Origin of the sequence: Caballeronia pedi, from assembly GCF_001544915.2 — a bacterium.
GTDB classification, from domain to species: Bacteria; Pseudomonadota; Gammaproteobacteria; order Burkholderiales; family Burkholderiaceae; genus Caballeronia; species Caballeronia pedi.
In genome coordinates this window covers 1-21,054 of the sequence record NZ_FCOE02000037.1, presented here as the reverse complement: position 1 = coordinate 21,054, position 21,054 = coordinate 1, and the positions used below count along the sequence as shown (strand labels likewise).

The 21,054-nt window shown below is 57.7% G+C and carries 21 protein-coding genes and 1 pseudogene; 16 read left to right on the top strand and 6 right to left on the bottom strand.

Annotated elements, in window-relative coordinates; translation table 11 throughout:
• Positions 1-3: 3 nt before the first annotated feature.
• Entirely contained in the window at positions 4-1,746 is a 1,743-nt protein-coding gene (locus AWB80_RS33850; RefSeq protein WP_143328191.1) for a diguanylate cyclase domain-containing protein, read from the bottom strand.
• A gap of 28 nt (positions 1,747-1,774) precedes the next feature.
• Here AWB80_RS33850 and AWB80_RS33845 point away from each other — a divergent pair, with 28 nt between their 5' ends.
• The 10 genes from AWB80_RS33845 (at position 1,775) to AWB80_RS33800 (ending at position 12,530) form a co-directional block, all read left to right on the top strand.
• Positions 1,775-2,803 carry a helix-turn-helix domain-containing protein gene (locus AWB80_RS33845; protein ID WP_341866850.1) on the top strand — a complete coding sequence of 343 codons (1,029 nt, stop codon included), beginning with the start codon at positions 1,775-1,777 and terminating at the stop codon, positions 2,801-2,803.
• A 398-nt stretch (positions 2,804-3,201) separates the two neighbouring features.
• Complete coding sequence (locus AWB80_RS33840; protein ID WP_087131816.1) at positions 3,202-3,936, top strand: helix-turn-helix domain-containing protein; 735 nt, start codon at positions 3,202-3,204, stop codon at positions 3,934-3,936.
• A 175-nt stretch (positions 3,937-4,111) separates the two neighbouring features.
• Positions 4,112-4,753 carry a response regulator gene (locus AWB80_RS33835; protein ID WP_061179036.1) on the top strand — a complete coding sequence of 214 codons (642 nt, stop codon included), beginning with the start codon at positions 4,112-4,114 and terminating at the stop codon, positions 4,751-4,753.
• Between the two features lie 244 nt (positions 4,754-4,997).
• On the top strand, positions 4,998-6,608 hold the full coding sequence (locus tag AWB80_RS33830) for a methyl-accepting chemotaxis protein (RefSeq protein ID WP_061179035.1): 1,611 nt from the start codon (positions 4,998-5,000) through the stop codon (positions 6,606-6,608).
• A 7-nt stretch (positions 6,609-6,615) separates the two neighbouring features.
• Positions 6,616-6,954 carry a hypothetical protein gene (locus tag AWB80_RS33825; RefSeq protein ID WP_061179034.1) on the top strand — a complete coding sequence of 113 codons (339 nt, stop codon included), beginning with the start codon at positions 6,616-6,618 and terminating at the stop codon, positions 6,952-6,954.
• 90 nt (positions 6,955-7,044) lie between these two features.
• Positions 7,045-9,099, top strand: coding sequence for an EAL domain-containing protein (locus AWB80_RS33820; protein WP_087131806.1), 2,055 nt, complete (start codon positions 7,045-7,047; stop codon positions 9,097-9,099).
• Between the two features lie 151 nt (positions 9,100-9,250).
• Positions 9,251-9,571: a flagellar transcriptional regulator FlhD gene (flhD, locus tag AWB80_RS33815; RefSeq protein ID WP_425266912.1), complete on the top strand. Its 321-nt coding sequence runs from the start codon at positions 9,251-9,253 to the stop codon at positions 9,569-9,571.
• Positions 9,568-10,164, top strand: a complete 597-nt coding sequence (flhC, locus tag AWB80_RS33810) for a flagellar transcriptional regulator FlhC (protein ID WP_061179031.1) — start codon at positions 9,568-9,570, stop codon at positions 10,162-10,164. Before flhD ends, flhC begins: the two co-directional genes overlap by 4 nt.
• Positions 10,165-10,217: 53 nt before the next feature.
• On the top strand, positions 10,218-11,126 hold the full coding sequence (locus AWB80_RS33805; RefSeq protein ID WP_087131804.1) for a flagellar brake protein: 909 nt from the start codon (positions 10,218-10,220) through the stop codon (positions 11,124-11,126).
• A gap of 54 nt (positions 11,127-11,180) precedes the next feature.
• A complete protein-coding gene (locus AWB80_RS33800; protein ID WP_061179028.1) occupies positions 11,181-12,530 on the top strand; it encodes a GGDEF domain-containing protein in 1,350 nt (449 codons plus the stop codon).
• 336 nt (positions 12,531-12,866) lie between these two features.
• Here AWB80_RS33800 and AWB80_RS33790 read toward each other — a convergent pair whose 3' ends face one another.
• Both AWB80_RS33790 and AWB80_RS33785 read right to left on the bottom strand, forming a co-directional pair.
• Complete coding sequence (locus AWB80_RS33790; RefSeq protein ID WP_143328190.1) at positions 12,867-13,232, bottom strand: hypothetical protein; 366 nt, start codon at positions 13,230-13,232, stop codon at positions 12,867-12,869.
• Positions 13,233-13,248: 16 nt separating this feature from the next.
• Positions 13,249-14,958: a methyl-accepting chemotaxis protein gene (locus AWB80_RS33785; protein ID WP_160147497.1), complete on the bottom strand. Its 1,710-nt coding sequence runs from the start codon at positions 14,956-14,958 to the stop codon at positions 13,249-13,251.
• Between the two features lie 652 nt (positions 14,959-15,610).
• On the opposite strand from AWB80_RS33785, the gene AWB80_RS33780 reads away from it, so the two are divergent.
• From AWB80_RS33780 to AWB80_RS44680, 3 genes are all read left to right on the top strand, one after another.
• Positions 15,611-15,997, top strand: coding sequence for a hypothetical protein (locus AWB80_RS33780; protein ID WP_061179025.1), 387 nt, complete (start codon positions 15,611-15,613; stop codon positions 15,995-15,997).
• A 3-nt stretch (positions 15,998-16,000) separates the two neighbouring features.
• Positions 16,001-16,207, top strand: coding sequence for a hypothetical protein (locus tag AWB80_RS33775; protein WP_061179024.1), 207 nt, complete (start codon positions 16,001-16,003; stop codon positions 16,205-16,207).
• Between the two features lie 468 nt (positions 16,208-16,675).
• The gene (locus tag AWB80_RS44680) at positions 16,676-16,834 is read left to right on the top strand and encodes a hypothetical protein (protein ID WP_208635727.1); all 159 of its coding nucleotides are present in this window, start codon (positions 16,676-16,678) and stop codon (positions 16,832-16,834) included.
• Between the two features lie 113 nt (positions 16,835-16,947).
• Here AWB80_RS44680 and AWB80_RS33765 read toward each other — a convergent pair whose 3' ends face one another.
• Positions 16,948-17,643: a hypothetical protein gene (locus tag AWB80_RS33765; RefSeq protein ID WP_061179022.1), complete on the bottom strand. Its 696-nt coding sequence runs from the start codon at positions 17,641-17,643 to the stop codon at positions 16,948-16,950.
• A 659-nt stretch (positions 17,644-18,302) separates the two neighbouring features.
• Between AWB80_RS33765 and AWB80_RS33760 the strand changes: the two genes are divergently transcribed.
• Positions 18,303-18,824 (top strand): hypothetical protein, encoded by a 522-nt coding sequence (locus AWB80_RS33760; RefSeq protein ID WP_061179021.1) that lies wholly within the window; start codon positions 18,303-18,305, stop codon positions 18,822-18,824.
• A 103-nt stretch (positions 18,825-18,927) separates the two neighbouring features.
• Positions 18,928-19,686: an HNH endonuclease gene (locus AWB80_RS33755; protein ID WP_208635726.1), complete on the top strand. Its 759-nt coding sequence runs from the start codon at positions 18,928-18,930 to the stop codon at positions 19,684-19,686.
• A 70-nt stretch (positions 19,687-19,756) separates the two neighbouring features.
• Here AWB80_RS33755 and AWB80_RS33750 read toward each other — a convergent pair whose 3' ends face one another.
• The gene (locus AWB80_RS33750) at positions 19,757-20,311 is read right to left on the bottom strand and encodes a hypothetical protein (RefSeq protein WP_244206881.1); all 555 of its coding nucleotides are present in this window, start codon (positions 20,309-20,311) and stop codon (positions 19,757-19,759) included.
• 223 nt (positions 20,312-20,534) lie between these two features.
• Between AWB80_RS33750 and AWB80_RS33745 the strand changes: the two are divergent.
• Positions 20,535-20,902 (top strand): annotated as a pseudogene (locus tag AWB80_RS33745) (phosphoenolpyruvate carboxylase); the annotation flags it as partial.
• Here the strand turns inward: AWB80_RS33745 and AWB80_RS42965 are convergent.
• Positions 20,881-21,054: transposase (locus AWB80_RS42965; protein ID WP_425266911.1), on the bottom strand; the 174-nt coding region annotated here is incomplete at its 5' end. The pseudogene AWB80_RS33745 and the gene AWB80_RS42965 overlap by 22 nt on opposite strands.

The window sequence follows — 21,054 nt, the reverse complement described above, 5'->3', positions numbered from 1 at the left end:
AGGTCAATCCGCTTGGTCTGCCGTGGCATCTTCGGCGCTGTGCCTCGCTGTGGCGCCTTCTGTCAGCGCACAAAACTGAAAGTTGTTCTTGCCTGAACCCTTTGCTTCGTACATTGCGATATCGGCGCGCTGGAGCAGTTCATTCGGCCCCGCGCCGTGATCTGGAAAGAAACTGATGCCGATGCTGGTCGTCACGCGCGCCTGGGTCGAGTCGATATCCATCGGACGTGCTATCGATGCCACCAGATTGTGCGCAATGCGCGCCACATCCTGCGGATCGGTTATCTCTTCGAGGACGACGGTGAACTCGTCGCCGCCGAAGCGCGCGATCACGTCGCTTTCGCGTAGCGATTGTCTGATCCTCGACGCGACGATCTTCAGCACTTCATCGCCCATGCCGTGACCGAGCGTGTCATTTATCTGCTTGAAACCGTCGAGATCGATGAACAGCAACGCAACACGCGTCAGCTTGCGTTTCGCGCGCAAGATCGCCTGACGCAGATGCTCGCCGAACTGCGCGCGATTCAGCAATCCGGTCAATGCGTCGTGCGTCGCCAGATAACTCAGGCGTTCTTCTTCGAGTTGACGTTGCGTTACATCGGAACTGAATGCAACGAAATGCGAATAATGTCCGTCCCCGTCGCGGATGCCCGACATCGACACGGATTCGAGATAGATGCGGCCGTCCTTTCCGCGGTTCCAGACCTCGCCTTTCCAATGGCCGGTTTCGTTCAGGCGACACCATAGATCTTCGTAGAAGGTCCGGTTCTGGCGTCCGGAATTGAGCAGACACGGAGAGCGACCGAATACCTCGTCCTGCGTGTAACCGGTCAGGATCGTAAAACCCGGATTGATCCGCTCGATCATTCCCTTCTTGTTGATAATCATGACACCGTTCGAAGCGTGCTCGAAGACTCGGTTGGCCATCCACAGGTGATAGCGCGTCTCTCTCTTGACGTCGTCTCGCTCAAGCAACAGGTACACGAACAGGCCCGCGACCAGCAATAAAACCGCCACGACGAATCCCGAACCCACCATGAAGGTCGTCTTGACGATCGACGCGCATTCCTGAGCGAATCGCTCGGCCTGCCGCGTATTGACAGCAATGTCCTGGCCGAGCCTGGTGTCCAGGCGGTCCATGAAATCGATGTTGCCGTCTAACCATTTCGACGCCGCGTCGTAGCGTGCGTCGGCCAGCAAGACCACGCCTTCTTTGATGATGGCTTCGAATCGAGGCAGGTCGCGTAAGAGCACATTCGCCAATGTGCGCTCCTCCGCGCTGCTGATGCCCGCCGGGAAATAGCGCAACCAGGCTTTGTCGAGCTTTTCGATCGATCTGCGTATCGATCGAATCGCTGCCGTTGTGACGTCAGGATCTCGTAACGCGAGCGCTCTCCAGAACTGCCTGCGCATGTCCATTTCCGCAATGCGTATGGCATCGAGCTCGCTGACCGGCGCGATATTCCCGGCATACAACACCGCCACATTCGACTCGAGTTTTGACGTTTCCAGCAGCCCGAACGCTATGAGCGCGACCAACGCAAAGCTTCCCGCCGACACCACTCTTACTATCTTCCCTCGGTAAATGCGCGTAAGTAGTTTCATGGCGATGCCGATCTGGCCAGCCTGTGTTGGGGGGATCCAGAAAAGCTTCAGAGCGTAACGATTCGCCGTCTGTCGAATATTGACTTTGCTTAAAAATGCATTCGATTCGTCGTGTCGCGGCCGTCCGATGTTGTGGCGCACACGATTTGCGCTCTGGCGAACGTCATCCGTGATCTATCTCAAAATTGACGGCAATCAAGAAATTTTCGAGGTCCGCGCCTTACCCTTGCAACCTGTTCGGACCTCCCGGTTTGCGTTGCCTGGCGCGGCGCTCCGGGCTGCGCCGCGCGGCCGGCTATTCTCTCGGACCTCGGAGCACCGCCCGGTGAGAGGGATCGCCGTAGGCCGATTCAACATCCACATGCCGCTTATTAGCACTCGCAACGACGCCGATGATTCGTCGTGCGCGACGCTGCACGCTTGCCTTCGTCAAGAACCCGGAAAGATAGTCATGCCTTGTTGTTCACGTTGTTCGCTGGACCGCTTCTGCGTACCCGAGGGTATGAGTCGGGAAGAAATTTCGATCCTCGACATCGAGATCCACGAACGTATCCGCATTAGAAAGGGGCAGACGCTGTATCGTCAGGGCGATCCGTTGACTTCGGTGTATGCGATTCGCTCGGGAATGTTGAAAACGCTGACGAGCTCCGCGGATGGCAGGGTGCATATCACGGGCTTCCATATTCAAGGTGATCTGGTCGGGCTAGATAGCTTCGACGAAGTCCGATACGCGTCAGATGCCATCGCGCTCGAAGACTCCGACGTGTGTGTGATTCACGTCGAGAACCTCGCCATGCTTGCGATCCGCGCGCCGTTCCTTCAACAGCAGTTGCTTCGCATGACGAGCCGTGAAGTCAGAAAGGACCACGTGATGCTGCTCTCGCTCGGTTCGATGAGCGCGGGAGAAAGAGTCGCTACGTTCCTGGTCAACTTGTCGGAGCGATTCGCCGCGCGTGGCTATTCGAGCAGCGAGTTCTATTTGCGCATGACACGCGAGGACATCGGCAATCATCTGGGTATCAAGCTGGAAACCGTCAGCCGGCTATTGTCGAAGATGATGGATCGCGGGCTGATACAGGTGCGTCACCGTCATGTAAAGCTGTTGAACGTGGCGGAACTCAAAGCGCGTACGCATCTGAGCGAGCAGTGGGACAGCCGCGCATCGGGCGTACCGTCCGCCGACGATTGCGCAAACTGAATCTGCTGCTGCGAAAAAAAAAGCGCGTCACCGTGGAAGTGACGCGCTGTAATGGACGAGAGCTGTCCCAGTACACGGCGCGAACGGGGATTCGACCGTGCATGCGAATTATTAGCCTGACCGAGGACTTTGGGAGAAGTGAAGGCCCCACTTTTTTGATCTGATCCAATCTTCGACGAGATTGATTGCGCCCGCGTTGAGCCAATAGCTCGGCCAACGCACTTGTAGGCGTTTCCTTACAGACGTGCTCGCCGCCTTACATCGATCTGCGGCGGCGACTGATTTTGCACGCAATCCGAATACTGCAGACTTCTATCGTGGGCATCGACATTTCGCCTTGCTCACGGCGCCCGGCGGCACGTTTGCCGAACTGGCGCCCGATCTGCGAGGAGAAGGGGATGCCCGTATCGAACGAACGCCTGCCGCAACCGCCCGTTGCGACACGGCGTACCGCACCGCGCTGCTCGACCTGTTCGCGGCGCTTCCTATGCATGCCGACCGACCTCTCCGCGCGGGAGCTTGCGCAAGTCGATGACATCGTCGGCGCGACGCGTGCGATCCGGCGCGGAGGGCGACTCTTTAGCGCGAACGACCGATTCGAGAACGTGTATAAGGTTCGCACGGGTTCGCTCAAGGCCGTGCTCATGCATCGTGAGGGCGTGGAACAGATCACCAGCTTTTTCGTTGCTGGGGAAACGGTCGGCCTTGACGGTTTGAGTGTCGATCGCCATGCATGTGATGCGATCGCGCTCGAAGACAGTTCCGTCTGCGTGATTCCGTTCGCGGCACTGGAGAAAATCTGCCTTGGTATCCGCGCGATGCAGCGATATCTGCATCGGGCCATGAGCGGAGAGATCGTCAGGGAAAGCGCACTCGTCATGATGCTCGGCACGATGTCGGCCGAGCAGCGCGTCGCCGCCTTTCTGCTGAATCTCTCTGATCGCGTAGGCGGTCGCGGCTATCCGAGAGAAGAACTCGAACTGCGCATGACGCGTGAAGAAATCGGCAGTTATCTCGGACTCAAGCTCGAGACGGTGAGCCGGATGCTGTCGAAATTCACGCGCGACGGGCTGATCCAGGCGCGCGCGAAAAGAGTTCGAATCGTCGACCGCGAGGGTCTTTCGAAGATCTAGCGCAGGCCATTACGCTGCATCGCAGCAGACAGTTGTCTGCGATTTAACCTGCTGGTTGCCAGCTTTGCTGAAGTGGTGGCATATTGAACGCCGATATGCCAGCCATGGAGGTGTGCGTGTCCACTGTGCCACGACAGCCTTCGCTGTCCATCGGGGCGCAACGCCCGAGCAATCCATGACGAACGTTCTGATCGCTGACGATCACGAACTGGTTCGCGAAGGCCTCCATCGCATTCTCCTGAATTCCCGGCGTTTCGACGTGGTGGGTGAAGCGGGGGACGGGCCGGGCACGCTGGAACTGGTGCGCTCAATACCCGCGCACGTACTCGTGCTAGATCTGTCTTTGCCGGGCCGCAACGGCCTCGACCTGCTGAGGCAGATAAGAAAAGAGCGGCCTGATTTGCGCATTCTCGTCCTGACGATGCAAGCCGAACAGCAGTACGCGGTACGTGCATTTAAGGCGGGTGCGGCGGGCTATCTGACGAAGGCCTGTGCGGCATCCGAACTGCTCGCGGCCGTCTCCAAGGTTGCGTCGGGCGGCGTCTATGTCAGCATTTCGATGGCGGAGCAATACGCGCAGCGCCTGTACGAGCCTGCCAGCGCCCTTCCTCATCAGCGCTTGTCCGACCGTGAGTTCGATGTATTCCGCAGGATAGCTTCGGGCGGCACGATCACGGAAATTGCCAAGGATCTCTGTCTGAGCGCGAAAACTGTGAGCACCTATAAGGCGCGCATTCTCGAGAAGATGCAGATGCCGCATGAAGCGGCGCTCGTGCGCTATGCGGTGAATCAGAAACTATTCGACGAAGACGAATGATCCGGCCGCGTATCCCTGCGCAATCGATCAGGAATGCGCCGCGTACACCCAGTGCGATGACATGCTGAAACGATCAATTTCGTGGTTGTCTCAAAATTGATCGCGATCAACGTTCATCCTGCGAAGCGCGGTTAGCATTCGTCGCTATTGAGAAGCCTACCTTTGCCCGAAGTCTTCACGTCACTCGCCGGCTCCTTCATGCGGAGCAGCTGCCGAGTACCGTCTGGAGCTTGAACCAATTGCGATGAATCACTTTCTCCACACGATCCGCTTCCGGATGATGCTTGCGTTCGGCATTGCCGTCGCACTCATGCTCACGCTCGGTCTCTTCGGCCTTTACGGCATGTCGAAACAGAGCGACAACATGCAGGCATCCTATTCCGGCAATACTGTGCCGATCAGTCAGCTCGCCGGCGTTCGCGCCAATGTGCTCAATACGCGCCGCGTGCTGTGGATGATTCAAGCCACACAGGAAGCGCAGCAAACCTCGAAGGTCCGGGATGCTCTGTCCGCGATCGAAAATGCCTGGTCGAGTTATTACCCGAACGGGGTGTCGAGCGATGACGAGCGGGCCATTGCCGAGAACATCGAAACGCAACTGAAGCAGTTCCGCGCCGCCGTGCAAGAAGAGCAGGCGCTGATCGAAAAGGGTGATTTTCAGGCCAGTGCGGCATTCCAGAGAAATACGCTCGCATCGCTCGGTGATCGCCTGACCGACCTGATCAGTCAGGATGTCCAGCTCAACGTCGACCAGGCGAAGAACTTCGCTGCGGAGAGCGCGGCGATGAACGGCCAGTTGATGTGGGTTCTCGGGCTGATCGTCAGTGTTGGCGTCGTCATTGCGATCGGCACGTCGGTGTATCTGTCGAAGGCGATTGCCACGCCGTTGGGACAGTCCGTGCAAGTTGCGAATGCGATCGCGGCGGGCGATCTGCGCCGCGCGATCGCGTTCGATTCGCATAACGAGTTTCGTCCGCTGCTCGATGCGATGAAGCGAATGAGCGATCAGCTCACGACGACGGTGCGCGGCATTCTGTCGTCGAGCGAGGCGGTGTCGATCTCGGCACGCGAGATCGCGGGCGGCAACATCGATCTGTCGGCGCGTACCGAAGAGCAGGCGTCGTCCCTCGAAGAGACCGCAGCCAGTATGACGCAGATCGCGCAAACCGTGCGGCAGAACGCCGACAACGCGCGCCATGCGAACACGCTCGCCACGAGCACACGCGAGACAGCGAATTCCAGCAACTCGGCGGTGCAAACGATGGTCGAGATCATCGGCAATATCCGCGACAGTTCCACGCGCATATCCGAGATCACGACGATCATCGAGAGCATCGCGTTTCAGACTAATATTCTGGCGCTCAATGCCGCCGTCGAAGCCGCGCGTGCGGGCGAGCAGGGACGAGGTTTCGCCGTCGTGGCAAGCGAGGTGCGCGCGCTCGCTCAACGCTCGTCTGCTGCGGCGAAGGAGATTAAGGATCTGATCGAGTCGTCAGCCACGCTCGTGCGCAACGGCGTGGAACAGGCGGAAGTCGTGGGCGCCGCGATGACGCAAGTGATCCGCGGCATTCAGCAAGTCTCGGAAATCGTGGGCGAGATTTCGGAAGCGTCGGAGGAACAGAGTCAGGGGATCGAGCAGGTCCATCAGGCGATCAGTCAGATCGATTCCGTCACGCAGCAGAATGCGGCACTCGTGGAGCAATCCGCTGCGGCTGCGCAGTCGCTGGAGCAATCGGCGGTGCAAATGACGAATGCGGTCGCCGTATTCGAGCTATCGAACGCATTGGATCGGCCGGCTCGACGAAGCACGCCGCATGCCGCGACCACGTCTTTCGGTGGCGTCGAGACGGTCTGACGGCGCAATGACGCGTCTCGAAGAATTTTCCTTATTGAGTCAAACCATGCAGACAGCCGCTCCGGAAACAGCGATCAATGAAGCGTATTCGCAACTCTCGACGGTCCAGGGCAACGCGTTGCTCGACTACGGCGTGCGCATGATCGTGATACGCGAACTCTGTCAGGCGCTCCTGACACATTTCCCCCTCAGTATGCGCGCGGACATCGAGCGCAGTTTCAGAACACGGATCGAGCGCGTTCTTGAAATGACGGACGACAACGTATTTCCTGCAGGCGCGCAGACCGCGTTCCTGAGTGAGATCAACTATTTTCTCGGCACCCTCGGCAAGAAAGCGGCGACGTAACGCCGAGCGATTCCGCGCCCTTTGTCTCGAGATGCGATTCAACCGCAAGCTGAATCTGTAGCGCCAAAAATATAAAGAGGAAAGCACGCCATGCTAAACCGCCTTGCCTCGCAGACCGCCGGGGCTCACCCGACAGATGAAGAATTTTCGATCTACGGAGAGGCGCATCGACGCGCGCTGACATCGCTGACGTCCGCGTTGTCCGACAGCGCGTCGCGGGTGGTCAATCGCTTCTATTCGATGCTCGCCGGCCTGCCCGAGTCGAGGCGCATTCTGGAGCGGCTTTCGGATTCCGAGCTCGCGCACCTCGAAGCGCAGCAAATCCGAAACGTGCTCAGGCTCGCAAATCCCGACCTCACGGCGGCCGATCATCGCACAATGGCGCTGCGAATCGGCCGCATCCATGCGACGCTCGGACTCGATCACGAGAATCTCGTTCACAGCCGTGCGGTCTTTGAGAGCGCGATCTGCAGCGAGATCGATCCGGATAGCCACGGCGAGGCACTGACAATACTGACTCTGCGTTTTGCACGCGATCTCGCCATTCAAGCCGAGGTTTACAAGGAGGTGCAAAGCGCGCGTTCCGAACTGTTGCTGTCCATCATCCGTATTACCTCTGAAGTGGACAGCTATGCGAGTCTGGTCGATGGCGTCGTGCAGGCCATCGCCCAGCTTGAGGAAATAGCTGGCTGTGCGGTCGGGCGTCCCGACGCGGATGGGCGCTTTCGCTGGGAGGCAGTCGGCGGCGCGCGTCTGCCGGACTATCTGCAGGCCATCGAGGCCGAAGGCTTGGGCGTACTGAAGCATGAGAACGACCGGTTGGGCCAAGGCCCGATTGGCGTCGCCTTCCGGACCGGCGCAACGGCGCGCGTGATCAACATCGTCACCGACCGGCACGTCGCGCCTTGGCGAAAGCTTCTTGGCGAACATGGCTTTCGCTCTCTTGCCGCGATTCCACTCAGCCCGATAGGCGAAGTCCCGCGAGCCGTGCTGTGCCTTTATAGTGCGTTGCCCGGCGGATTTGCGGGCGGCGATCAGCACGATTTCATCGCGCTCGTGCAGACACTGCTCGGCCTCGCGATAACCCGCATCGAACACGTCGAGGGCGGCACGCGCACCGTGCCCTTTTCGGTCAGGCAGCGGTGGAGCGAACTGCTGCGCGCCGACGGCTTGCAGATGCACTTCCAGCCGATCCTGAATCTGAGGACACGGGAGGTTGCCAAGGTCGAGGCGCTCGCCCGCTTGCACGACGGGCATCGCTTGCTCGCGCCCGCCCAGTTCCTTCCGACCTTCTCGCGCGACGATATGTACGAGCTCTTTGTGCGGGGGCTGGAGCAAGCCCTGGCGCAACGGAATAGCTGGCTTAAGGAAGGCATCGAACTGGACCTTTCCGTCAATCTCCCACCGAGCGGACTCAATGACCCGCGCTACTTCGACGCGACACGGAACGTGCTGTCAAGACACGCATGCGATCCGGCCACGCTCACGCTCGAAGTGCTCGAGACGGAGGAGTTGCAGCGCGAGCGTTCTCTTCAAGGCATCCTCAAATACAAGGGGCTCGGCGTCATCCTTGCGCAGGACGATCTAGGCGCGGGACACAGCAGCCTGAACCGGCTGAGAGTGCTGCCGTTCGATTGCATCAAGATCGACAAGGAGATCGTGCGTCTAGATGGCAACGACAATTCCGACATGCTGCGTTTCATTTATCAGTTGACGCGGCTCGCGCATTCGCTTGGAAAGACTGTTGTCGTGGAAGGCGTCGAAGATAAAGGCCTCGTCGAGGCACTCGTCATTCTCGGCGCGGATTTCGTTCAGGGTTATGGAATCGCGCGTCCGATGCCGGCCGAGCAGATGTCCTTGTGGATGAACACGAACGCTGCGATGTTGCAGACCGGTCAGCCTGTCAGCCGGCTGGGCAAACTCGCGCGTCTTTTGATCTGGGAAGAAACACTGCATCTGCATTCGGAGGTTCGCAGTTCGATGTCGGTGTGTTTGTTCCCGGATTCCGCCATCGCGCTCGATTGCATTCTCCCCTCGGTCTCGCGATCGCCCGCGAAAGACGCGTTGCTCGAAGCGTTTGCTCAACACGGTGTCGGCAGCGAAAGCTATCAGTCGGCGAGGCGCAGCCTTGTTTCGGAAATCTGACTCTAAAACGGATCGGCGACGATCCGGAACAGGGTGAACGATAGTTCATTTTTGATTGCGCTCAATATCACCGTTGCCTTATCTCAATATCATGTGGTCAATCCGTTGGGCGACGCGGAATCAGGCTGATTGAGCGAATTACTATGAGGTTATTTTGAAAAGCATCGAACGTCTCGACGCGCTGCGGGAAGTCAACTTGTCCTACCTCCTGCTCGCGCAAAATATGATTCGTGACGATCTGGCCGAGGCGATGTTGCGTCTCGGCATCGGGAAAGACGTGGCAGAAGTGCTCGCGATGATCACGCCTGCACAGCTGATGAAGCTTGCGGATTCCAACATCATGCTGTGCCGGTTCCGCTTCGATGATCATGCAATTCTTTCGACGCTCACGCATCACGCCAAACACGCCGAAATGAGCCACATGCAGGCAGCGCTTTTGCTCGTTCAGCAACCCGTCGAGTCGATTCAATGAGCCGGACTCATCCATGTCTGAAGAAAACGAAGGATACGTCGGAGCTTGTACAGAAAAGTTTGCTGAATGAAGCGCACCAGACCCAACTCGCCATCAGTCTGATTAATTTCGGCGCGCGCGTTCAAGTGCTCGAAACGGAGACGACCTTGTCGCGCGATCGCCTGATCCGCCTTTATAAGGAACTGAAGGGCGTGTCGCCTTCGAAGGGCATGTTGCCCTTTTCGGAAGACTGGTTCCTGACGTGGCGGCCGAACATTCACGCATCGCTGTTTTATTCGTTCTATCGCTTCCTGCTCGAAACCGCGCAAGTGGAGCGCATCGAAGCGATGTTGAGCGCCTATCGACTCTATCTGGAACACACGTCGAGCACGGATCGCGAACCTCTTCTGAGTTTTACCCGTGCCTGGACGTTGCTGCGATTCATCGAGTGCGACGTGCTCGAATCGTGCCGTTGCACGTGTTGCCAAGGGCAGTTCGTTGCTCATAAGCTCGAGCTGAAGCCCAACTACGTTTGCGGCATTTGCCATCCTCCGGCACGCGCGGGAAAGGGACGGCCCGATCGCATAAGCGAGCTCGAGGCGATGCCGGCCTGAGTCGGCGTTGCTCTCGATTACCGTGGCGCCTCAAGAAATTCATTGATTAGAACATGGCCCGAGTTAGAGTTTCCTGCGCCGATCTGAGTGTCGGCGTTCCTTTGCAATTTCCGATCTATTCCGTCTCCGGAGATCTTCTGCTTGGACGAGGCTATGTGATTCAGAAGCAGGATCAGATAGATCGCCTTATCGAAATGAAGGCGTTCAGGCATGAGATGCGCGGGGAATATCGCGGTATTCAGAATGGACCGGTATTCGGCATTCTTAACACCAACGCGCGTACTCAGTCGCGCGAGAGCCGCTCGCAGGGTCCGGTCGTCACGACGTTCCCGGCTTTCACGCGGGGTCCTGAATTCTTTCTTTTGAGCGTGAGAAGGCAAGAAGACGTGTCTTTCAGCGTGAACTTCGTGGGCACGTTGAAAGGGCAAAGCTTGCTGGTCACAGTCCCGCAGTGCGCGGATGCCTTTCAGCCGGGTGCCGAGGTCAAGGGAAAGATTGTCGTCGGCCGCTATATCTACATGTTCCACAGTCGCGTGCAGGCTCGCGTACTCGAACCTTTCGATATCCTCCACATCGATCTTCCGGTTCAGGCGACGCGTCAGATATTCCGGCGCCATCTTCGCGTCGATGTCGATCTCAATGCACGCGTCATCCGGAACGACATGACGACGGCCGGATTCGATGCGACCATCGTCAATCTGAGCATCGGTGGAATGGGTATTTCCGTGCCGGAAGCGGATCTGATGGTTGGCGAGCATTTTCGGATTTCGCTGAGATTGCCGGCTGGCGACGGCTTCGGACCGTCGCTCATGCTGACAGGCATCGTCAGAAACGCGTCGGTCAGGAGCGCGCAACACAGGGTCTTCGGCGTCGAGTTGCAAGGACTCTCCGATCAAGAGAGGGCGAGCCTGCAGAACTATATTTTCGACATTGCAACGAGCCTCAACCCCGCCCCGAATTGATCGAGCGACGGCGTATCGAAACGACGTGTCGAGAACCGCGCAACAGGAAAGCAGATGAGAAATTTCGAGACTGAAGCCCATTCCACCATCGCTGCCGGAAGTTTCATCGACAGCTTCGATCAGACTACCTCGCTTCATCTCGCGGAAGCCATCATCGACTCTTCGGAAGACGCCATCGTCGCCAAAACGCTCGATGGAATCATCCGCACATGGAACAACGGTGCGCGCGCCATCTTCGGCTACGAGCAGGACGAGATCGTCGGCCGGCCGGTACTGGTCCTCATTCCTCCCGACCGTCTCGAAGAAGAACACATGATTCTGGCGCGGGTAATAAGAGGCGAGCGGATCGATCACTTCGATACGACGCGGATACGTAAAGACGGCGGCAAGGTCGATGTTTCCGTGACGGTTTCGCCCGTCCGGAACGGCGAGGGCGCAATCATCGGCGCTTCGAAAATCGCGCGGGACATCACCTTTCAAAAGCTGGCTCACAAGCGTTTGCTCAAGGCTTCCAACGTCTTCACATATTCCAGCGAGGCGATTGCCATCACCGATCATCAAGGGCGAATCGTCGAGGTCAACGACGCGTTCTGTTCGACGACGGGCTTCGCTCGAAACGAAGCGTTGGGCTGTTCCTTCGAATCGTTTTTGAAAAGCGAAGATGGCATCGCGGAGTTTTCAGCCATTCTGCTCTCCGGCACGACCGAACATTTGCGCATCGAAAGTACGGGGCGAAAGAAGCATGGCGACTCCTTCGTTGCGCTGGTCACAGTGACGGCTGTCAAGGCGAACGAAGCGATGATCGAGAGCTTTATCTTTCTCATTGCCGATGTGACCGAGCTGAGAGAAAAGCAGAAGCAACTCGAAGCGGCTGCTTATCGCGATGCGCTGACGGGATTGCCGAATCGGCGCTCGCTCGTAACAAAGCTCGAAGCATTCATCGAGCAATGCGTTCGGACAAACGAAACGTTCGCGCTCGCTTTTATCGATCTCGACGGATTCAAACTGATCAACGATACGCAAGGGCACGACACCGGTGACCGCTTTCTCGCGGCCATTGGCGAGCGCTTGAGTCAGTCGCTGCGTGAGGGAGACTTTCTTGCTCGAATCGGCGGCGACGAGTTCATCGCGATCCTGCCGGGCGTGCAATCGGCGGAACATTGTCGAGGCATCGTCGAACGGCTGCTTTCCGCGTGCTCGCGGCCGATTTTGCTCGACCGCATCGAACTGACTACATCGTGCAGCATTGGCGTGAGTTTCCTCATGGACCGGCCCACAAGTCCTGTCGCGATGCTGAACGCAGCGGATCGCGCCATGTACGAAGCAAAGCAGTACGGCAAGAATCAGGTGTGCTTTTCGGCGGAAAGCTTGTCATCGGAGACGACGACTTTCATCCTGCCTTGAGCATCCTTGCGCAGTCTATAAAAAGCCGCCTGAGGGCGGCTTTTCCTTTTCCTGATGCGTGCTGCGCTTCTCTCCGCAGGCCCTAACGGGTCGCCACGATCAACCGCCATCTGATCGTGCCTTCCTGCAAGCCGCTGTGTCGATGATGACTTTGCGCCGGCAGCGGGTGTCCCGATGTTGCCACCTCATTCACGCCGCATCCTTCGCATCGGTACACGCCCGAATGAGGTGCGCGCGATCCGGCCGCGTGAAGCGCATCGAACGCAATGTGTTTAAGGACGGTTACGTACTTGCTTTCTTGATAGATTGCCATATTGTTCAGCGCATGGGTCCCATTCATCGAAGCGCGTTCAGGCACTTGCGCACTTCGACCAGCAGTTCGTCCTGAAACGCTTTCGGCATGGGACAGTCGTCGCCGAGCGCGAGAATCCTTTCCATGCGTTCCTTAAATAGCGCCTCCGCCTGGGTTCGCTGCTCCTGCGGCGTCAATGCGATCAACACCTGAGCGATTTCCCGCGTGACGACGAGCTGGGCTGTCGACTGGATGTAGCTGTTGCCAAGCGATACGACCAGATCTTCGGGTTTCATGTGAGCCCGAAGAGCGGGACTGGCCGATTCGCACTGCGTCAGTGAATCCATATCTTCTGTGGCGTGCAGAACCACGGCTTGAGGGCGAGAGTTGACTTGCAAAGATGCATTCATGCCTTGTTCCTTGGGATCAGAAGGTTTGCCATTCGGGTTCGTCGGCGGATAGCGGGGCCGATGCAGAAGGATCGATTGCCTTCGTGCTGCCGGACGACATCGCCTTCCGGGGCTTCGCAATCGATGCGGCCGGCAGTTTCCTGACAGGCGAGGGGACAGCCGCTTTCCGCGTGATTGCGGATGTGTCGCCATCGAGTCGGAAGAAACCCATATCCGATTTCATCCGGTCGGCCTGTTCCTGCAGCGATTGTGCGGCAGCAGCCGCTTCTTCGACCAGGGCGGCGTTTTGCTGCGTCACCTCGTCGATCTGCGTGATCGCCGCATGGACCTGTTCGATGCCCCTGCTTTGCTCGTCCGATGCTGCAGTGATCTCGCCGACGATATCGGATACCCGACCTATCGCATGACTAACCTGATCCATGTTGCCGCTGACGACACCGGCCTGTTCTGCGCCTCGGTGCACTTTCTTCGCCGAAGCCTCGATAAGCTCCTTGATCTCCTTGGCCGCCACCGACGCGCGCTGCGCCAGTGTACGCACTTCGCCCGCCACTACCGCGAACCCGCGGCCCTGCTCGCCGGCACGCGCCGCTTCCACAGCCGCGTTCAGCGCGAGGATATTGGTCTGGAAGGCGATGCCTTCAATCATGCCGGTGATTTCAGCAATCTGGCTGGAGTCCGCGCTGATTTCCTTGATCGTGGCAACCATGGATTGGACCGCCGCGCTGCCCGCATCCGTCATTTCGCGTGCATTGTTGGCGAGCGAATTCGCCTGGCGCGCGTTGTCGGCGTTCTGACGAACGGTTTCGGTGAGCTGTGTCATGCTCGCCGCGGTTTGCTCGAGGGACGACGCCTGCTCTTCAGTGCGCGCCGACAGGTCCTGATTGCCCGCCGCGATCTGTGCCGCAGCCACATTGACGGACTCGCTCGAATCGCGAATGCCTCGCACCGTTCCGGCGAGGGTCTCGTTCATCGTCTTCATGGCGTCCAGCAAGCGGCCGAATTCGCCTTGAGCCTTCGCTACGATCCGGCCATCGAGACGACCTTCCGAAATATCGCTCGCGATCCTGACAGTATTGTTCAGTGGAACCGTGATGACTCTGACGAGATAGACAGTCGATGCCGTTAGAGCCGCCGCGCCGATCAGAATCAAGGTCAGGTTGATCCACGTAAGGCGTGCCGCTTGCGCCACGCCCGCCGCCGATGCATCCCGTGCCTGATCGGCATTATTCTCGAAGTCGTCGCCGATCAGATCAGAAAGCGCGTTGCCCATCGGGAACACGGTTTCCGTTTGCAGTCTGCCTGCCGCGGCAAAATCGCCGGCCTCGATGAGCGGAAGTTCTTGCGCCACCGCGGCTTCGAATCGGGGAATCATCGCGTTGATCTTGTCGGCGATCGCCTGCTCGGACGTACTGGTGATCTCACCGCCCGTGTAATAGCTCTTCCAGTCGCTGTCCATCTGCGATTGGAATTCCCGAACCTTCGGGACCAGATCCTTGATTTGCTGTGCCTGCATTCTCCACAGCGCGAGGCGCATATTCATCATCGCGGCGCGTACCTTCGCCACGCGCGTGATCGGAACGATATTTCCGCGATACGTGTCCTGCATGGAGCCACTTAAACTCGACATGCCAAACAGCCCTGCTCCACCCACGAGAATTGTGATGAGCATGCTGATTGTTAGAACCAGAATGATTCTGGATTTTATGGAAGAGAAGAACTGCGACATCGGAAATCCTTCGATAGATAAACACATCGCCGGCTTACAGAACGGCTTCGCGATGGTGATTTGGTCGTGAGCCCGTCGGGACAGGCAGCGAGCGCTGTGGATACCAATCCGCACAGTCTCGAACTATATTTCGGTTGATCGAAGCGATTCGACAGTAGAACAGACTCGAAAACATTGACCGCAGTCAAATTGTCTGTTTCTAACAGGCATGTTATCGGCAGGACGCCAACGCCTTTCTTGCTGCTGGCTTCGGCCGCTGGTCCGGCAATGACGCAGCGGACGACGCACACGGGTCGTATCAAAGGTTCGAACGGGAGAATGGTATGAAGCGCGCTTAATGGCGGCAATCAGAAGACCACACGGGTTCTAGTTTGCGACGGCGTTGGTGCGACGAAACATACCGGGGGAGGGGGGGTGAAAAGTCTGGGTCGAATTGGCTAGGGACCGACCGTTCCGTCGAATTTTTACGTCCACAAAATTCTAGTTTGAATCGTTACTCATAAATCTTTGATTAGAATAAGAAGTGCTTTTAGTTTTCAACGAATTTGCTCAAAAATTAGGCAGAAAGAATTGAAAAAACTTGCTCGCGCGAGCGTCAGGTCAGTAGGCTAATACAGCGCGACATCGCGCGCATTTGGAGGGAGAGGTAGTCATGGCACGTCCCCGCACGCCAGCCAAAGTCTTGGAGATGCGCGGCTCGTACAAACGGAACCCGAACCGGCGGCGCGAAGAGCCCGACGTTTCCGGTCCGCTCGGAGATCCTCCCGCACATTTTTCTGGCGCCGAGCTTGCCGCATGGAACGACATCGCGAGCGGCGCGCCGCGGGACGTGCTCACTGGCTCTGACCGCATTACGGTTGAGCTCGCCGCGCGGCTGCTAGCCGATTCGCGCGTCAACTGGGCGGACTTCACGGCCGCTAAGCTGGCCCGCCTGGAGGCCATGCTCGGAAAGTTCGGCATGTCGCCCGCCGATAGATCGAAGGTGGCGGGCGGCGGGAAAAAGAACGGTGACAACCCGTTCGCTCAATTGCTTGGATAGACCATGGATCAAGAACAAGAGATTGCACGGTTGCGCGCACTCGTCAATTACGCAATCGTCTCAATGGAGGGCGCAAGCGTGATGCTCACGGCCGCCGAGGACATCAGACAGGCGCCTTTGCGCGAGATGTCTGACGCTGTAGTCGAGGTTTTGGAGACAAGTGGAAAGAAGCTTCACGAAGCGCTCGGCGATGCCAAGACAATAAATTAATGCAGTCGCCACGCTTTCTTAGCGCGTTGACCTCAACTGCGTTGCGCCCCTGATGGCCGCGATCAGTGGGCTGCGCCCAAGGGGAGGGGAATGCGGAAATCTACAAAGTTCCGACTAAGAACATACCGTTCCGTCAAATTTTCACACCCGCGAAATTAAAAATTCAAAAGTTCTACCTCGACCCCGGTCGCGTAAGGAAACGCGGCGGCGAGTCTGTCCAGTTCGCCTAAAAAATAGGCATTGGAACCAGGCGTTTTCAGGACGAACACTTTCAGCTAACGCGCATTGGACTTGATGAGTTGGAGCCAACCGAACGCGAGGGATTGGCGATTGATCCGCGTGAAACGCACCGTCAAATTCAACCCGTTAAGTTTTAATGGTTTTCACCAATCAAGCGGTTCCGCCTGTATGCCGACATCGCGTCTGTCGCTTATGCCAGCGGCGCGATCGCTCAACAGGGGAGCATTCATGAAGAAAATCATCGCCGCGCTGATCTGCGCGTCGTTCATCGTTCCAGCTATCGCGGAGGCGCGTGGCGGCCACTATGTCGGCGGCCATGGCTCATCGCACAAAGGCGGTCACTACAAGAACGCCCGTACGGGCGATCACTACGAGAAGCGGCACTGAACTCGCGGCAGATACGAGTGAGCGCAGTGAATCGCGCCCGACCTCTCAAATATTGGCCCGTCCGAGCGACGGGCTTTTTTCTGCTACCGCGAGCCCTCCGCCGGGATTCCGAATTACGCTCCACAGTTCGCTGCTGGCCACCAACGCAGCCAACTTTGCAGCCCATTACAAAGCTCGACTGGAACCGTCGTGTAGATGCTTCCGAAGAAAAGCCACAGCACGCCATAGAGCGCCTGATCCAGGCCGCCGGTTGCAGATGCTTCTAGCTCGCGTCGAATCGAGCTTTCGCCATCCTTCCTCTCAGATCGCTCCTGTTGGAGAGAGGCCATTTGCTCTGCGAATTTCTGATCGATCTCATCTCGCGCCGTGGAAGCGTCAATCGAAAGATCCAGCACAGTCTTCTCTAACCGTTCTAGGCGCTGCTCGACTGTGAGTCCTTTCACTGAAGGCACAACGAAGCCTCTAGCCTTTCCCGTTGCGCCAGCCAAGCTCCCACGCACGACCCCCGTGATGGGCTGCGGGAAGCTAGGGAAAGATTTAAAGAAACGCCACGGACGAACAAAGATCGACGGCTGATCGAATTTTCGTCTGGTGCTGGCCACGCCGATCGCTACAAACGCGAGACCCAGGATGTTCAGGAACAAGCCAGCGAAGCGGACCTGCTTCTCAGCTCCGTGGCTCGCTGCGATCCAAACGAACGTACCGACGACGGGAACTATTGCAATCACGAAGGCGGCGAAGCCAAGGCTCCAGTTGCGAATCTGACGGAACCATACCATCGTCAATGTAAGCCTCTGCTTGAAGGGCATTCGGCAAAAATCCAAGGGTCAGAGGATTGCTCATCGGTTGCTGCGCTCCCGAGTCTCGGCGTTTCCGCGATAGTACGCAAAACACCCTATCGCGAACGCTTAAGCAGCACATCTCCAAGTTTGACACCCGCATCAGTTATCTTGTTCAGCGGGTTCGCTCGGCAGTAGTTATCCACCCACGCCATAACGGATGGAGCATCTGTAGATGCTAGGAGATCGATACTGGTCGTCGCTGTCGCCAGACCTGTCATGTAACCCATGAGCCATCCTTGCACGGCGGTTTCTTCGAAACCGTTCGAGGAACGGCTCAACCACTGCCCGCACGACCTGTCGCCAAACGTCTTATAGGCAGAGGCCTCAGTGGAAAGCAGCGAGATAAAAACCGCCGCCGACAATATCGATACTCTTCGTCGGGCACCCATCGGTTTCCCCAAAGCCAGTATTTACGGCCTGGCCGATCCTAGTCTTTAGCCTGGTGTGCGAGGCAGGCAAATTCTCCGGGACGTAGCAACTGCGCGCGGATGGCAGCGTGCACGTGCTTTTCCACGAGCGCACTTCAGTTTTGACCTGCTCTGCCGTTATTCCGTCAGTAAGCCGAGAAAATCGATCGGCATGGCCAGCGGGGTAGGTCGTCGATCGGACGATAAGCAGAGGGACCGATGAAAATGTTGTTCACCATTCTCGTTGCGGCACTAACAGCGCCGTGTGCTTCTTACGGAGCATCGCTGGGAGATTGGATTACCGGATCGACTCCTGACGGTCAGCAGCTATATGCCGGCTCGATCAACGAAAGCGGCGGAACTCTCACGAAAGCCTGTAGACCCGCTACTGGGGTTTGCTATTGGTACCTCATCACGTCGACGATCTGCGACAAAGGGCAGACTGTGCCTGCGCTTTTCTCCACTTCGAAGGGCGCAGTGCCGTTCCAGCTAAGTTGTGAGACGGCCGTTGTTCAGGACGGGAAGACAAACTATCGATCGATCATTCTCGACCCCGACAAGATGGATTCCATTCTCGAATCAACGATGCCGCTTGGCATCGCGGTCGCGTTGCAGGACGGGAGATTCGCGGTGTATCGTTTCTCAATGTCAGGGGCAAAACGAGCGGTTTCGATCCTGATGGAAGGAGCGAACAAGCTGGGGCAGCCCAACTCAAAAGGCACAAGAGACACAACGCTTTAACGAAAGCGGAAGATTATATTTCTTCTTCTGCCCCGCTAAATGCAGACGCATCGGAAGTCCTCGCTTCAACAAATCGGACATAATGACCAATCGCGACGCATACATGATCGACGAGATCGAAGCTGCTTTCGAGATGTCGAGGGCGGTCCATGAAAAACGGATCAAACGTTCGCAAGCGATTCGCCACCTCGCTTCGAAAAACATAAACGAGGGAAGCGCGGCCGTGTTTATCGATGGTTTCCGAAAACTCCGTCGCGGCGAACTCTACAAAATGGCGCTTAGCAACGACGCCGTCGAATTGTTCCTCAAACGAACACATGAAGCCCGAGATGCTCAGGGACTGCGCTTGGCTCTCGTCGCATTTCATGGAAACATCGACTATTACGAATCTGTCGAGGCAAAGAGGAAGGGAGCCCGTCCAACGCTGCACAGCGCCCGCGCGCTTCACGCGAGATATGACGCGATCGCGGCCGTTCTTGAAGCAACGCTAGTCGCAGAGACCGAGCGCAAGAGTTCGCTCGCCACGCTGGAATCGGACTTCGAGCGAAATGTCAGAAAGTCTTTGCGAGACAGTGCTGAGACCAGGGAGGCGCGACTACGCGCTGCGGCGAAGAAGCCGGCAAAGGTCAAAATCTCGATTGAGGCCTTTGTTCGCAACCCTGACGTGGTTGCCGCCGTTCTTATTAGAGCCGGTGGACGATGCGAGAAATGTGGGAATCTTGCGCCGTTTCGGCGAAGGGTAGATGGTAGTCCCTTCCTTGAAGTGCATCACATCCAGCGCTTGGCAGACGGTGGAGAAGACTCGATAGACAACGCGGAGGCCCTTTGCCCAAATTGTCATCGGCGGGCACATTACGGCTAGGTAGGCGGCGAGACAGTCGGCTTCTTAGCCGCCGAAAGCCGCTCGGTCTACGCGCGGAGAGGAGCGTCGCTCATCGATGGGCTAGCAGCTTTTGATATTTCTCGGGTAGCAAGGCAAACTCACCCCACGACAACCGTGAAACCGCAAAGCCAACTCCGTTCGCGGTAATTTTCCCCCAGAAAAGAACGATGCGCCCCTTCGATTCGTCGTTGATACCCTTCTCTTCCTGCTCGCCGGCCCGTACTTTTATCGTGAAGTCCGGAATATTCGGATGCGCTCGCAGTCGCGTCATTCGAATATTATCGGGCCTTGAAAACTGGCCAGCGTTCCAGGATCGGAGAATGGTCCCGTAGTACAGCCGCGGAACGTCACATTCCTCGGTGACGGTGGCGATGTCTACCAGCAGGTCGCTTAGTTTGCGGGCGACTTCGGCACCGGGAAGCACGAGATACTTGTAGAGGTTGACATCGAAACGTCGGCAGAGGCCGGCCAACGTGGTTATCTTGCTCGGAAGCGCGAACGTCTCTCCCCGGTGCCGTCCGATCGGAACCGCGGCGATCGGTCCGTCCTGCACTTGAGCGTAAGGCTCTGCCCGCGCATCTGGTGCGACAGGTTTGCCTTGCATGAAGGAATGAACGATCGCGAGCTGATCATGCGCGATGGCCTGCTTCTGCTGATTAGATCGTTCGTACTAAGCTCGAACCTGAGCCGGAGTGTGCTTGCCAATTGACGAGTCAGCTGCACTCCGTCAGCCTGCATGCGGCTACAAGCCGCCGTTCACATGCGTCTTCGGTCGGACGTTCAGGTGTGGGCTCTGCCCTCGTAATCGGCCAACCGATTGTCAAAGGATCTTCGAGCACTATCTGGAAGAGGTGCACAAGCTCGGCGCGGAACTGTCCGTGTCGAACCTGCTCGCCGGTTCGAGCGATGCGCTGAAAGCACTCGCCGATGCCTCGCGGGATCAATCGCCGCATCGCACCGACGAGCCGTATCGGCGTGCGCTCATCGGCATTTACACGCGGCTCGCGGCGAGCGCGCGCGTTCGGCTGGGCGAAGGCGTCGTCGCCGTGCGCAGCGCGGGGCCGGGCGCGCCGCAGATTCGCGCGAAACCTTACGCCGACGCCGCTGAATTCTCGCGCGCGCCGCCGAGGTGTTCGACTTCCTTCTCGCGAGCATCGACTTGCGGCGGCGGATTCAACCGATCGATGCAATAGTTTTCTGGAACCGTTCAGCCGGCGTTTCGGAATTCAGTGTCATGCGTGGACGCTCGTTCAGCCTTCTTGCCACGGCATTGAGTTTGGCCTGAGAGTAGACCGACAGATCGATCCCTTTCGGGAAGTACTGCCTCAGAAGACCATTGGTATTTTC